Raw genomic sequence first — 14299 nt, forward strand, 5'->3', positions numbered from 1 at the left:
ACCAAACCCCGGGAGGCGTGCCTCCCGGGGTTTTTGTATGCTTATCCTGTAGTTGATACGACGGTGGCAGAGTTCGATTAGTGATCCGGCGACCCTATCTCGCAAATACCCTGACGGCAGCGCTCCTCCTGTGTACCCTTTGCGCTCACGGACAATCGGGCGAGAGCGCTTCGAATCTCGACCGGTATTTCCAGCAGGCGTCCGTCGATTTCAATGCCGGCAAATTTCCTGAAGCCGCGGCTATTCTCGAAAAACTGGCACGGCAGGTTCCGGCAAGCTTTGAAGTTCATGAGCTGCTCGGCATGGTTTACTCGGCCCAATCGCTGAACGATAAAGCAGTCACGCAGCTTGAGGAAGCTGCACGGCTCAATCCTGGCTCTGCCGCTGGGCACGTCAATCTGGCGGCGGTGCTCACGCAGACAGGTAAAGCGGATCTTGCGGCGCAGCAATTTCAAAAAGCACTCGCGATTGAGCCCCATAACTACAATGCAAACCACGATCTCGGCGAGCTGTATGTGCAGGACGGAAAGCCCGCCAGAGCTATTCCCTTCCTTAAAGCTGCGGCAGAGATCCAACCGGAGCAGTACGACAATGGCTATGATCTTGCGATGGCTTGCTTGTTGACCGATCGGAACACCGAGGCTGAGACCGAAGCGCACCGCCTGTTAAAGGTTAAAGACACTGCTGAGGTTCACAATATGCTTGGGCAAATAGATGAAAACACAGGTAAATTCATCGATTCTATCAATGAGTTTCAGACCGCCGCTCACATGGATCCCAGCGATGACAACCTTTTTGGCTGGGGCAGCGAATTGCTTCTCCATCGCACCTATAATCCTGCCGTAGAGGTCTTCCAGGAAGGAGTCAGGCGATACCCAAAGTCTCCGCGTATGAGCATCGGGCTAGGCATGGCACTCTATTCGCTCGGCAAATACGATGAATCGGTCAAGGCGCTTCTGGTGGCCGCCGATCTTGATCCCTCAGATCCTCGCGGCTATCTCTTTCTTTCGAAGGCATATGACAGTTCACCGAATCAGGCGGAAGACGTGATCGCGCGCTTTCGCCGTTATGCAGAGCTGCAACCCAAGAATGCCCACGCCGCTTACTATTACGCGATGAGCCTGTGGAAGGGAAAGCGGACGGAAGACGCAGGGTTCGATCCGCATCAGATTCAGGCACTGCTCGATAAAGCGATTACACTTGATCCGCGCATGCCCGAGGCGCAGTTGCAGATGGGAAATCTGCTCTCAGACCAGCATAAGTATGCTGATTCAATTCCTTTTTATCAGAAAGCCATTGCGCTCGATGCGAGTCTTGCTGATGCGCACTACAGGTTGGGTCAGAGTTACGTTCATACGGATCAACGGGACAAAGCCAAGGGAGAAATTGAGATCTATCAGCGGCTGCGTGCGCAACATCTGGCTGAACTTGATCGTGAACGCGCTGAAGTCCGACAATTCATATACTCCGCAAAGAGCGGCGCAGTTGCCGGGCCTCAATAGGCCGGCAACGTTTTATGGAAAGAACCAGGTATCATTCGTTGAATATCCGCACTGAATCAATTCGTACATCAGGGCAGGGATCCATGTTGGAGAGCTCGCCGATGCAAATCGCGCGCCGGCTTAGCATCAATCGAAGAGATTTCCTGCGTAGCGCTGCGGCAATGTCACTCGGCTCGTCGCTGGTTTCAGCCAGCCCTCTCGCAAGGGCTGCCTCCGTACTCAATAAGCGCAAAGTCATTGTCGTCACCTTTGGCGGCGGCGCACGTGACCAGGAGACCTTTGCGCCCGAGGGTCAAGAGAATATTCCGAACCTGATGCACGAGTTGCTTCCACAATCCTCTTTCTTCACGCACGTACAGAATCAAGGCATTCTCGGTCACTATGTCGCCACGGCCAGTCTTGCTACCGGCGTCTATGAAACGCTCAATAACTTCGCCGCCGTGCCTCCAGATCACCCCACTGTATTTGAATACTTCCGCAAAGAGCTGCGCCGTCCTGCATCAGACGCATGGGTAGTCGCGCCAAGCAACGGATTCAACCGCATTGGTGAGAGCGACAACCGATCCTACGGTCCCGGGCTCGGCGCGAAGGTCATTCTACCCAAACATTTACTCACGGCGACGCTTAGCGGTTCCGATGCCGAGTTCGAACATCTGCTGCGAGACAACTACGAAACGCCCCTGTACACGCCTCAACTTACCGGCAATGAATTTGAGCTGCATCAGTTGCAGGAAATGCTGAAGCTCTCAGTAGATGAGTTTCGCGCGCACGCACGCACACTCTCAAGCCCGGATGAATTGTCGGTCTACATCGCGCGACAGCTCATGCGCCAGGAGGCTCCAAGCCTGCTCTGGATCACCATGCACGATATCGATGTAGCGCATGCGGGGGCTTACTCGCTCTACATTGAAGGCATACAGCGCACCGACCGGCTCTGCGCAGAACTATGGAAAGCCGTGCAAAGCGAGCCCGAATACGCAAACAACACAACCATGTTCATCCTGCCTGACTTTGGTCGCGATTCTGACGAAGACGCCGGGGGCAATGGATTTCAACACCATCGTACCGGCGATATTGCCTCACGGACGACATGGATGATGGCTCTCGGAGCCGGAGTTCGCCAGGGCGTTATCTACGACCAGCCAGTACAATCGATCGACTTCGTACCGACCCTGGGCGCTATGATGGGTTTTCAAACCTCTCTTTCCAGCGGCAAGCCTATTCGGGAGCTGGTATAAGCTATGCAGCCAAGCGATCTCACTCCCGATAAATTCAGCAAATATCCACCTGAAGCAAAACATGTAGCTGTTACCCATCTCAACGTGTTGCGGCAGCTTCCTCTCAGTTTTGTAGCGAGCCTGTTGCGTGAGGTCATCGATTACGACTACCGCTTCCCCGCAGAGCGCACTGCCATCGACCGCGAATTGGCAGATCTTGACCATCTTTCAGCTGAGAAACTCGACGCCCGTTTTGCTGGCTTTGCGCAGCTAAAACTCACGGGTGATCTTGAGAGGCTTGATTGGGTCGATGAACCAGGCCGCTTCACCGAGGAATTGTCGGCTTATCTGTGGCGTACCCACCAGCTCGATGCTTTCCGGTCTGCGGCGACAGAATACGGCAGACAGTTAGACGCAAACCTGCCGGTTGCCCCGTTGCCGATTCCTCGTGTCGGAATCGCCGTAATCGGCAAAGATGTTCCACAGTATGACGGACACCTCTTTAAACAACTTCGGCAACATGGAACGCTCTTCGAAGCCGTCACCCCTGACAATGGCCTGGCGCAGATACTCGAATTCGCGTCAACACGCGCCAGCAACCATCCTGGAAATTATCTGCACTGGTATATCGATGGCGGATCACCAGAACCTCCTCATACCTCGTTGACATCTGTCTCTTATCAGGGCATCACACCGCTTCGCGACTCACTTTTGCGTTTCATGCAATCCGAGATCACGAGACCCGGCATGGGTCCTGAAGAGCTTCGCACTCACATGGCACAACTGACTCCGTCGGACCTCGGCTTCGACGATGGCGGCGATCCTGTAATGGGGAGATATCGGTTGAAATTGTTTACCGAGGGATCCGGCACACAGATTTTCTCGACAACGTTTGTGCAATGGGCGTGCAGAGAGTGTCTGCGGCGAGCTCAGCCATTAACGCTCGTCGCTCGTTATGCGCCACGCCAGCGGCAACGATCGATGAACGAGCTACTGTCAAACAACGATTCCAAGATCGAACTAGATCCAGTTGGCTCCCTCATAGACGGCGACATGGGAGCTTACTATCACTGGATCAATCAACAACGCTTGCCTGGAGCAGAACAATCTTCTTTGGTGGTCTGGTATGAGGGACATTCGCAGGCACTTGCTGTTACACCAACACTTCCGCGAGGAACGACCTCAGGATCGAAGCTCGATCTGAAAGGGCTGCTGACGCTAGCAACTTCCTAAGGCTCAATAGACCGCGACACCGATGGACGCAAAGCTACATCTCATACGCCGGTACAAGCTGTAATCTATATCCTCGTATTGTGGAATGCGCCAGTGATACGAACCTGTGCAAACAGCAGCCGGCCACAGGTATTAATGTCTAATGAGCGCGATCAGTCAACCATCGCTCTCATTATCCATCTGCTCCAAAGGGAGGGACCATGCATCGCTTCAAAAATACCTTGCTATCGACTGTAATTGCACTCTCAGTGGCAGCCGCACCATCTGCCTTTGCGCACGCCCACCCCACGACCATGGCTCCTGCACCGGATTCAACCGGGCCAGCGCCGAGCAAAATTTCCATTACATTCTCAGAGGCTGTAGAGCCCAAATTCAGCTCTATCAAGCTGACCAATATGGAAGGCAAATCAGCAGATCCCCAGAGTTCTGCAGCCGTCCCCGGCGATCCCAAAACTATTTCCCTGCCAGTGCCCACGCTGCCTGCCGGGACCTACATCGTTCACTGGGTTAATGTCTCAGTTGACGGGCATCGGCTGCAGGGAAGCTACAAGTTCACGGTGCGATAAAACATTTCGAAATGCCAACTCTCTTCCCGGTCATGCGAATCTGCGCCGCCGCATTCACCGACGTCGCGTATGTGTCCGCGGCGGGGGCTCTGCTAAACCGTCTCTGGATCGGAAGACTGAGCACTGGCGACAAGAAGCTAAGAGCATGTCTTCGAACAGCATCCGTGGCGTTACTTCTGCTGCTCCCAGTTCAATTTTTCCTGCTCTCAGCGTCGATGGTCGGGGATACCTCATGGACTGACGCCTGGCAAGCCATGCCAGACGTCGCGAGCACTCATTCGGGCAGAGCACTCCTCATAAGCTGGTGTCTTCTCCCTTGCCTCCTCTTGTTATCGTTCCTCTTCTCTTCTCTATCCAGAATTAAAGGCACGATGCTTGGGATAGGCCTCGTCGTGTGTTTCCTTGCCTTCCGCTCCTTTAACGGGCATGCCGCCTCTGATGGAGACTTTACTTTGCGCGAAGCGATGCAGTTCCTGCATCTGTGTTCTATCGCGACCTGGAGCGGTGGAGTCATCATCGCCGGATTGATAACTGCTCCTTGCCTGGCCTCCGCCAACCACTTCGACGATTTGGCGCTGTTTGGCAGGCGGCTCTCGCAAACCATCACAGTGGCGCTGGCCATCGTCATCGCTACTGGAATCTACAATTCCTGGGAAGGCCAGGGAGGATCGCTCGTTCCGCTGCCTCACACGCCATGGGGGCGCATGCTGCTCTTGAAACTTTCCTTCGTGCTTCTCGCGTTGGGACACGGTGCACGAGTACGATTCCTGCTGAAAGCGCCGCTACCGTGGACTGATCGTCAAGCTACGATCATGCGGCGATGGCTGCGAACTGAAGCTATGCTGATGATCGCAGTAATAGTTTGCTCCGCGTGGCTTGCCAATCTGCCCCCAGGGGAAATGTAAATATCCACGACACAAATCATCGGAACCCCGAGGACAATGACAGATCGATGGACATGAAACCAAAGCTGCTATGCCAGAACACATCGGAGAGTTCCTCGGCGCCAAGTTCCTCTGCATCGTGCGACAGTAGCGGAAATCTTAACCGCCGCGAATTCGGCCGTCTGATAACAACGGCCGGCGCTTCCACATACCTGGCTTGCCATTCTCTGGTAGCCGAGGCTCTTGAGCAGCACAGCCTTCGTACTCGCTATGCCGCCTTCGAATTCAATAATGCAGGAATGCTTTCAGCAATCCACTTCCGCAATCGCAATTACATGCCGCAGCCTGCGCCGCTGTTGAGCCTGCGCATTCTTGGCAATTTTCACGCCCCTTCAGCATCGACGTGGAATGAGTCCCATACTCATCTGATTCTTCGCTATGCAGACATCGATGCGACGGCACAAATTGCGGTGCGGCAAAGGCCAACACATATCACCTTCGAGCTCGTGCAACTCGACAGCAATCAGCCTGTAGAACTGGTCTTGTGGGGATCGTACCCGACCACCATTCATGAGATCGTTGGCGAGATTGTCGGCGTCGTGCGGGATGGTGAATGCGCAATCGGCATACAAGCGCTCAACGTAAAGACACTTGGTGGTTATCCGAACGAAGAGAGCGACATCGAGCCGGATTCCGTTGAGGCTGATGATCCAGGCAACTATCCAGGACTTCCTGCGGAACTGAAAAACAAGCAACGCTGGCGCGGCGATACAGCACGTCTTACCGCGAACGGCAGCGATCTGCAAGCCTATTGCCGCAACCGCGATCACGCGCGCATCATCTCAAACTGGGGGTGGGAGAAGTACGACGCGCCGCCATTCAATGACGGCGGAGTAATCGGCAGTAAAATTGCACTCTTCGCCTCTCCAGCATCAGAATCTCTTTCCACTCTTGGGGCAGTCGAAGTCTCCGAAGGACTGCCTCACCCCATGCTGGAAGGTGTCTGGGCCAAGCAATCCATCCACGCTACTGATTCGTATCTCATCGCCGACTTTGGCGAAGCCTCGATAGCTCATGCAATCGAGCTAACCAAACGCGCGGGCCTGCGATACCTCTACCAAAGCTCTCCCTTTGAAACATGGGGCCATTTCGAGCTCAAGCGCGACCTCTTCCCTCGCGGGTGGGACGGGTTCAAATATTGCGTTGACGAGGGCCGTAAAGCAGGTATTAAGGTCGGCTTTCACATGCTCTCAAACTTCATTACTACAAACGACGCGTATGTGACTCCCAAACCCGACCCGCGACTGGCTCACATAGGCACGGCCAGGCTCACTGCCGCCATTGATCCTACGCAGACAGAAATCCCCGTCGATGATCCCGAGTATTTTCAAAAGCACAGCGCACTCAACACCGTGGTCATCGGTGACGAACTCATCCAATACGAAGCCGTGTCAGCCCAGTCCCCCTGGCGTTTGCTTCAGTGCAAACGGGGCGCCTTCGGGACCCATGCTTCCTCGCATCCCATTGACGCCACAGTTGGCCGTTTGCTGGACCATGACTACAAAGTCTTTCTCACCGACACCAGCCTCAGCATCGAGGTGGCGCGTAATCTGGCCAGATTCTGCAACCACACCGGAGCGCAGCAGACTTCGCTCGATGGTCTCGAAGGCAACTGGTCTACCGGAATGGGCCAATACGGCTGCTCACTCTTCACCAAAACCTGGTGGGATGAGATGCGTCCGGAGATCCGCGAAGCATTCATCAACGACGCCAGCATGCCGCATCACTTCACCTGGCATATCGCCACTCGCTACAACTGGGGTGAACCCTGGTATGCAGGTTTTCGCGAGAGCCAGACCATGCTGCGTATGAAGAACCAGATCCTATACACACGCAATCTCATTCCCCGCATGCTTGGCTGGTTTTCGCTTAGGAAGGAAACCACCTTGGAAGACGCCGAGTGGCTCGGCGCGCGCTCCGCCGGCTTCGATGCCGGATTCGCCCTTGCCATCAGCTTTGAAAGCCAGGCGCAGCAAGCCGCGGCATCCGGTATAACCATCCCTGCGGATAAGCTCGCAATCCTGGACGCCGTCAAGCGATGGGAAACCGCCCGGCAATCTGGGGCTTTCCCGACGCATCTCAAGCTTTCTTTACAGGATGTGACGCGTGAATTCCACCTCGTTGACATTGCGCCGGGCGAGTGGGAACTGCAGCCTACCAACCCTGCGGGACCAGCCGTACGCGTAAAAAGTGCACCACAAGGGAGAGTGGAAAAAACAGACAATCCTTAGTATCTCGGCACGCCAGGGTCCACATCATAGGACCACGCATCGATTCCACCTGCGACGGACTGTGCCGCATCGAAACCCTGCTGCCGAAGCCAATGAGTCACGCTCAGCGACCTTGCTCCATGGTGGCACAAGATCAAAAGACGTTCATCCGGGTCAAGCTCCTGGTGGGCCCGCGACGGGATGTCTCCCATCGGCATCAAGGTGCTGCCAGGAATACTGGCGACCTGGAATTCCCACGGCTCCCGAACATCGATCAGCCTTGCTTTGCCCTCGCTCAGGATTTCGGCGGCATCTTTGGCGGAAATTTCGTATTCATACATATCTATTCAGGATATGTGACAAACCCGCCGCATCGCCAATTCGCGTCGAGTGGTTTCGGCCAGCTATGTGTCTGAATGACTACGGCAGAAAACGATACACTGGCTTAGATTTCTCTACTGCCCAAATGAAAGCATCCGGCAAGGGAAATCACGTAAAACAATACTGGATAGTATGCACGCGCAAACCAAGGTTCTAATCGTCGAGGACGAGGTCCATGCCCTGATGGGGCTGGCGGAGCTCATATCAGCATGGGGTTACCGCACAGAAACGGCCCGCGACGGCATCGAGGGATACGAGAAGGTTCTCACTTGGGATCCCGCAATTGTCGTCACCGATCTGAAAATGCCGCGGATGGACGGGCTTGAGTTATTAACCAAGCTAACCGAATCCGGCAGCAAAATGGCGGTTGTCGTGCTGACGGCACAGGGCTCCGTTGAACTTGCAGTCGATGCAATGAAGCTCGGCGCCTACGACTTCATCCAGAAACCCGTCGACGCAACGCGGCTCAAGACCATCCTTGCCAACGCGGCCCGGCAACTCGACACCGACATCGAGCTTGAGGTTACCCGGCGTCAACTCCGCCAAAATGGCGTTCTCGGCTCACTGGTAGGCCATTCACGCATGATGCAGGAGGTCTTCGGGCTCATTGAACGGATCGCTCCATCTAATGTCTCCGTCCTGATTACCGGCGAGAGCGGCACCGGGAAGGAGCTCGTTGCCCGTACCCTGCATGACCTTAGCGAGCGCAAAGCGCGATCGTTTGTCGCAGTGAACTGCGCGGCCATCCCCGAATCCCTGATGGAAAGCGAGATATTCGGCCACGAGAGAGGCGCATTCACCGGTGCTGTTGAGCGCCGTGCAGGCTGCTTCGAACTGGCGGAGGACGGTACCCTCCTACTCGATGAGCTGGGTGAGATGCCAATCGGTACACAGGCCAAGCTGCTTCGCGTCCTTGAAGATCGCAAGCTGCGCCGTCTGGGCGCTCGCAACGAACAGGACGTCAATGTTCGAGTGCTGGCAGCCACCAACCGCGACCCTGAGCTTGCGGTTGTTGAGGGAAAACTTCGCTCCGATCTCTACTACCGTTTGAATGTATTTCACATTCACATGCCGCCGCTTCGCGAACATCGGGAAGATATTCCTGACATGGCAATGGCGATGATCGCCGAGATGAATCAGAGACACGGCAGAAGGGTGGCGGGATTTACTCCTGCAGTGCTGGAACGGATGCAACAACATGACTGGCCCGGGAACGCTCGCGAATTACGCAACCTGGTGGAAAGAGCCGTTATTCTCGCGCCAGAGGGTGGATTCATCGATATTGCGCAGCTTCCACCCAATTTTGGCAGAACCAACGCGCTGACCGCCGCTGTCGCTGATGCCCAAAGTATCGTGGTACCGCTGGGCTCTACTGTTGACGAAGCGGAGCGATTGTTGATCTTGCGCACACTGGAGTCGACCAATCAGAACAAGACTCGGGCAGCGGAAATTCTCGGCGTGAGCTTGAAGACGTTGCATAACAAGCTCAAGGAATACGACAGCCAGCGCGATAGCGGAGGAACAAGAGAATGAGTTTGAAAACCAAACTTGTTCTGGCTATTACCAGCCTGGTCTTTCTCACGACAACAGTGCTGTCTCTTGTTTACATGAGCCAGTTGCTTCAGGCTGTCGTCAATCAATCCTATGAAACAAATGTGATTGTGGCGCAGGAGGTCTGGTACGCCCTGCAACAAGCGCTCGAAAACGGCTTACGAAATGACGCGATCACCCCGGGCGATAAAGCCCAGTTGAGAAATCTTGTTGCGGACGCAATACGCAAAGACGAATCGCTCAATGGAGCCATGAATTCTGCACTCCGTTACTCACCCACGATTTATGACGTGAGTATCGGAGATACCGATGACCGTGCCCTGCTCACGACTCGTGCCGGCGGTCAGGACCAGCCCCTGCCGATACGGGAAAACTATGAAACCCTTCGCGACAGCAATGCTGTTGAACTTCTCAAAGCTGTTTTTGGTCCTATAAAAGTATATGACGTAATCATTCCGCTTCAGCGAAATGGTGAACCCTTTGCTACGGTACGTGTCGGTGTTCGTAGTTCCCTGCTGCGCACTCAATATGAGCCTCTAGCCCGGCGTACCTTGACCTTGATGTCGCTTGCGCTTGTAATCTCGCTGGTCATCGCATTCTTCCTTGCCAATCTGGCCCTCCGCCCTATCGAAGAACTCAATCTTCAACTCGATTACTGGACCCCACTGGCAGAAGACCCGCCAGCGGAAGAGCAACGCTTCGACACAGTTGCCAAGGTTTCGAACAAAATCGAGCGCATTGGGCAGCGCATGAGAAATGTCGAGGAGGTCTTCTCCGCGCTCAAAGAAAACCTCGATCAGGTTCTCGGAAATCTACAGGACGGCCTCATGCTCTTCACCGCTGATGGACGTACCGTACTCGTCTCCGATGCCGTCGCCAGATTCCTCGGAGTGAATCGCAATGAGCTTCTTAACCTGCAAGCCAAAGAAATCTTTGATCGCTCGACTGTCCTCGGACGTCTGATCCGGGAAGCATGGGACGCCGGAATGTCCCTGGTCAAGGAAGAAGTGACCATCGAGGCCGGAAATCGTATCGAAGTTTCGCTCGACTTCATTCACGATGATGGAACCCGAGGAGGGCTTGGTGCGCTGTTGACCCTGCACGACGTGGAATCCGTGCAGGTCATCGAGAGCGAACTGGAACTTTCCCGGCGACTGTCAGCGATTGGCCGCTTGACGTCGGGCGTTGGTCACGAAGTCAAGAATCCCATCAACGCGATCGTTGTCCACCTGGAACTGCTCAAAACAAAGCTGGGCAATGCAGCGGCTCCGGCCGTCCGTCATCTTGACGTAATCGATTCTGAAATTCATCGCCTTGACCGGGTTGTGCAAACACTTGTCGATTTCTCCCGTCCGGTAGAAGTACGGCTGATCGAGTACGATTTACGCGATGTGGTGTCAGACATTGTGGCGCTCTCTGCCGAGGAGATGTCGATGCGCAACGTACATTTGACCAGTTATCTTCCTCCCTACCCGGTACCGGTAAAGATCGATGTTGATCTGCTGAAACAAGCCTTACTGAACGTAATGCAGAACGGTGCACAGTCTATGCCCGAGGGAGGCAACCTCCAGATTCGGCTTCTCGAAGAGGGTAAATTAGGGATCATCGAAATTAAAGACGAAGGAACCGGCATTTCACAGGAACTAAGAGACAAAATTTTCGACCTGTATTTCACGACCAAACGGGAGGGAAGCGGAATCGGGCTTGCCATGACGTATCGTATTCTGCAGTTGCATCATGGCAGTATCGACGTACAATCAGAAGTAGGCCGTGGCTCAGTGTTCCAGTTGCGAATACCTCTCTCCGCCACGGACCGGGGACGGCGGCATCCTCAGCCGACGGCGTTAGAACGTACGAAAGGGTTTAAAGAATGAGGAGTACCGTCACGTCTAGTGCGTGGCTGCTTTCGGTGCTGGCTTCCGTTGCACTTCTGCAGGGCTGCGACCATAAAGATAAGACGCCACAACAAACTTTGGCTCCGCCAATTGTGGATGCTCCTGCGCAACAACCCTCAACTGTTTCGACTGCGAATTTACCTCCTCCCGAGGTGGTAGAACCAGCAAAACCTGCGACTCCACCTGCGCCTCAACCACAGGAACAGCCGAAAAAACCTGTACACCATAAGAAGAAACCGGCTCCTACCACTCAGCAGCCGACTCAGGAAGCATCTGCCAATCCCAGTGGATCTGCCGCGAACCCCATCGGACAACTTTCCGGTGCTTCATCCGGCGATCAACGCTCTCAGGCGGAAGATGATATCAACACCACGGAGAAGGGGCTCAACGGCATAACACGCCATCTCAATGACAACGAGACCAAAACTGCTGCACAAATCAAGGAATTCCTGAAACAGGCCCGTGCGGCCCTCAACTCCGGAGATGTTGACGGAGCCTTGACTCTGGCCAAGAAAGCCAAAGTGCTCCTGGCTGAGCTAAGCCAGTAATCTTAAGCAGTCAATGCCTGCCTGTTCGGCGATAGCGTAAATAGAAAGTAAAGTTCATATCATGTTTCGGAAGCACAAAATCTTGCTTGCGGAACATGGAGAGAGTGCAATGCACTCTACAGCGAGAACCGAAAATATCTGGGAATCACTCAGCATTCTTTTGGCTGGATCTATTCATATACAGCAATACAAGCCAGAGAACGACCGCGTAGAAGACGACGGAAAAGGCTAGTCCCGCAATGCCAGCCCCAATAATCGCAGGCAATGACGACGTACGAGGCCTGATGAGCCATCCAATGAGAAACGCCGGAGGAGCAGTGACGGCACGTGCGAAGTAGCCAAGAAATTGCAGTGGCTTGGCCAGGTCACTCAGCATACCGGCGCTGCAAACTAATGCATTGATAAGTAAAGAAAAGATGAAGGCCTTGAAGAAGAGGGTTTCTCGCATCTTCGTTCTCATCGCGTTTTAACTCTCCCTCAAGGCCATTCGTTATTTGGCATTATCGTAAAAGTGCCCGAGATCCTGCCGGAAAGACTTGAGTGCTTCCACGTTCAGATACACCATATGTCCAGCCGGATAGTATCCCCACGTGATGTTGCTGCGCATCTTGGATTCTGTGCCCATGTGGGCAAGCTCCCATTCAGTCGCAGTAAACGGAGTCGCCAGATCGTAGACACCATTCGCCGCAAAAACCTTGAGGTGTGGGTTCTTGCGGATTGTATCGCCCAGATCGCCTGCCACATAGGGCATACGCTGCTCGCGTCCGAACGGACCCATCGCACCTGCAGGCCGGTGATTAAAATCCCAGTTCTGATTAAGCCCGGGACCGCTGTTGTTATAAGTATCGGTATCCGTGACCTTCAGATCGTTCTGCAGATACGAATGGAAAGCGGCGATATAGGCTCCGCTGATGCCCGTATCCGAAGGATCGTAAGGTGCGTTGTCGCCGGCTGCTTCTGCATCCGGTCCTTCGAAACGAGCGTCGTAGCGACCAAGAATCTTGTTCTCGTCGCGCAACAGCTCCTTGCGAAACCGGGAAGCACTGATCCGCAGATTCGCTTCCTTGATGAATTGCGGCGACAGCCCGATGAAATGGCTCATCTGGTTTGCAATCTTGTCCGCATCTGCGTCGCTCAGAGCATTGCCTGCCCACAACGCTTCCGCATACGGACCATGCGCAAACTCCTGAGCTTGCCGGATGAAAGTCATCACATCTGCAGGCTTGTTAGGCACCTTGTTGTGATACCAGGCAATTGCAGCAAAGCTCGGGAAGTCGGTGATGTAGCCATTGTCAAGACCGGCTGCATGAGCGTTGTAGTTCAGAATGGACGAAAGCAACACAATGCCATTCAATTGCACTCCTGCGGAATTCAGTGTCGCGGACAAACCCGCCGAGCGCGTGGTTCCGTACGACTCGCCAAACAGGAACTTCGGTGAATTCCAGCGATGGTTCACCGTAATGTAGCGAACGATGAACTTCGTGAAGGCAGTCAGATCTTCATCGACTCCGGCCACGTCTTTCACTGTTCCCTTCCCCACCGGATGAGAGAATCCGGTTCCCGGCGCATCGATAAAGACGAGATCCGTCTTGTCGAGCAGGCTGTATTCGTTGGGAACGATCTTGAAGGGCGCATTGTGGGTTGCATCCGGACTGTCAGTCAGTACACGCATCGGGCCGACTGATCCCATTTCCAGCCAGATCGTGGCTGATCCTGGACCGCCGTTGTAAAGGAACGTCACAGGCCGGGTATTGGCATCGGCGCCATCTTCCGTGTAAGCGATGTAGAAGATGCTGTGATAGGGCCGTTCGTAGTCGTCGTGATCTTCTTTACTGATCAGCAGATTTCCAGCCGTCGCGGTGTAATGAATCTCACGTCCGCCTATCGTCTCCTGATGCTGTGTTACGGCAGCCTTCTCTACAGGTATCGGAATATCTTTTGACGGCGTTTCTTCTTTCGTTTCGGCATTGGCGCGACGTTCCTGCGCAAAAACCGAAGTGCTCAGTGTAGACACAAGAACAAAGGCCAAAGCAGCAGGCGTAATAGCTGAAGCGATTGCTCTTAGGACGGGCCGTTTTCGCGAAACGATCACGCTTGGAGTCTCCCTCAAAGAATTGGAATTGGGGAAAATGCACGCGCATGCAAAGGACGGTTGCAAGCATGCAGCGGCATTCTTCGAACGAGCGCCGGAAGCGATGTCGAGCTATAGCTGTACCGGATGACGGAGAGTGTAACATGCGTCATCGCAGATT

General features: G+C 54.3%; 12 protein-coding genes. 9 read left to right on the forward strand and 3 right to left on the reverse strand.

The window, feature by feature from the left end:
* Positions 1-80: 80 nt before the first annotated feature.
* The 6 genes from OHL22_RS03025 (at position 81) to OHL22_RS03050 (ending at position 7693) form a co-directional block, all read left to right on the forward strand.
* On the forward strand, positions 81-1502 hold the full coding sequence (locus OHL22_RS03025) for a tetratricopeptide repeat protein (RefSeq protein WP_263333046.1): 1422 nt from the start codon (positions 81-83) through the stop codon (positions 1500-1502).
* A 101-nt stretch (positions 1503-1603) separates the two neighbouring features.
* Positions 1604-2740, forward strand: a complete 1137-nt coding sequence (locus OHL22_RS03030) for a hypothetical protein (RefSeq protein WP_263333048.1) — start codon at positions 1604-1606, stop codon at positions 2738-2740.
* A 3-nt stretch (positions 2741-2743) separates the two neighbouring features.
* On the forward strand, positions 2744-3952 hold the full coding sequence (locus OHL22_RS03035; protein WP_263333050.1) for a hypothetical protein: 1209 nt from the start codon (positions 2744-2746) through the stop codon (positions 3950-3952).
* A 200-nt stretch (positions 3953-4152) separates the two neighbouring features.
* Positions 4153-4518, forward strand: a complete 366-nt coding sequence (gene copC, locus OHL22_RS03040; protein ID WP_263333052.1) for a copper homeostasis periplasmic binding protein CopC — start codon at positions 4153-4155, stop codon at positions 4516-4518.
* 371 nt (positions 4519-4889) lie between these two features.
* Positions 4890-5423: a copper resistance D family protein gene (locus OHL22_RS03045; protein WP_263333054.1), complete on the forward strand. Its 534-nt coding sequence runs from the start codon at positions 4890-4892 to the stop codon at positions 5421-5423.
* Between the two features lie 278 nt (positions 5424-5701).
* Complete coding sequence (locus OHL22_RS03050) at positions 5702-7693, forward strand: hypothetical protein (protein ID WP_263333056.1); 1992 nt, start codon at positions 5702-5704, stop codon at positions 7691-7693.
* On the opposite strand, the gene OHL22_RS03055 is transcribed toward OHL22_RS03050, so the two are convergent.
* The gene (locus OHL22_RS03055; protein ID WP_263333058.1) at positions 7690-8013 is read right to left on the reverse strand and encodes a rhodanese-like domain-containing protein; all 324 of its coding nucleotides are present in this window, start codon (positions 8011-8013) and stop codon (positions 7690-7692) included. The genes OHL22_RS03050 and OHL22_RS03055 overlap by 4 nt on opposite strands.
* Before the next feature lie 172 nt (positions 8014-8185).
* Between OHL22_RS03055 and OHL22_RS03060 the strand changes: the two genes are divergently transcribed.
* The 3 genes from OHL22_RS03060 to OHL22_RS03070 are packed head-to-tail and all read left to right on the forward strand — an operon-like array spanning position 8186 to position 12047.
* Positions 8186-9586, forward strand: a complete 1401-nt coding sequence (locus tag OHL22_RS03060) for a sigma-54-dependent transcriptional regulator (RefSeq protein WP_263333060.1) — start codon at positions 8186-8188, stop codon at positions 9584-9586.
* Positions 9583-11478 (forward strand): sensor histidine kinase, encoded by a 1896-nt coding sequence (locus OHL22_RS03065; protein ID WP_263333062.1) that lies wholly within the window; start codon positions 9583-9585, stop codon positions 11476-11478. Before OHL22_RS03060 ends, OHL22_RS03065 begins: the two co-directional genes overlap by 4 nt.
* Positions 11475-12047: a hypothetical protein gene (locus OHL22_RS03070; protein WP_263333064.1), complete on the forward strand. Its 573-nt coding sequence runs from the start codon at positions 11475-11477 to the stop codon at positions 12045-12047. The genes OHL22_RS03065 and OHL22_RS03070 overlap by 4 nt, the downstream gene beginning before the upstream one ends.
* A gap of 145 nt (positions 12048-12192) precedes the next feature.
* On the opposite strand, the gene OHL22_RS03075 is transcribed toward OHL22_RS03070, so the two are convergent.
* Both OHL22_RS03075 and OHL22_RS03080 read right to left on the reverse strand, forming a co-directional pair.
* Positions 12193-12507 (reverse strand): hypothetical protein, encoded by a 315-nt coding sequence (locus OHL22_RS03075; protein ID WP_263333066.1) that lies wholly within the window; start codon positions 12505-12507, stop codon positions 12193-12195.
* 30 nt (positions 12508-12537) lie between these two features.
* Complete coding sequence (locus tag OHL22_RS03080) at positions 12538-14139, reverse strand: S10 family peptidase (protein WP_263333068.1); 1602 nt, start codon at positions 14137-14139, stop codon at positions 12538-12540.
* Positions 14140-14299 lie beyond the last annotated feature (160 nt).

It is taken from the genome of Acidicapsa dinghuensis (genome assembly GCF_025685685.1).
GTDB classification, from domain to species: Bacteria; Acidobacteriota; Terriglobia; order Terriglobales; family Acidobacteriaceae; genus Acidicapsa; species Acidicapsa dinghuensis.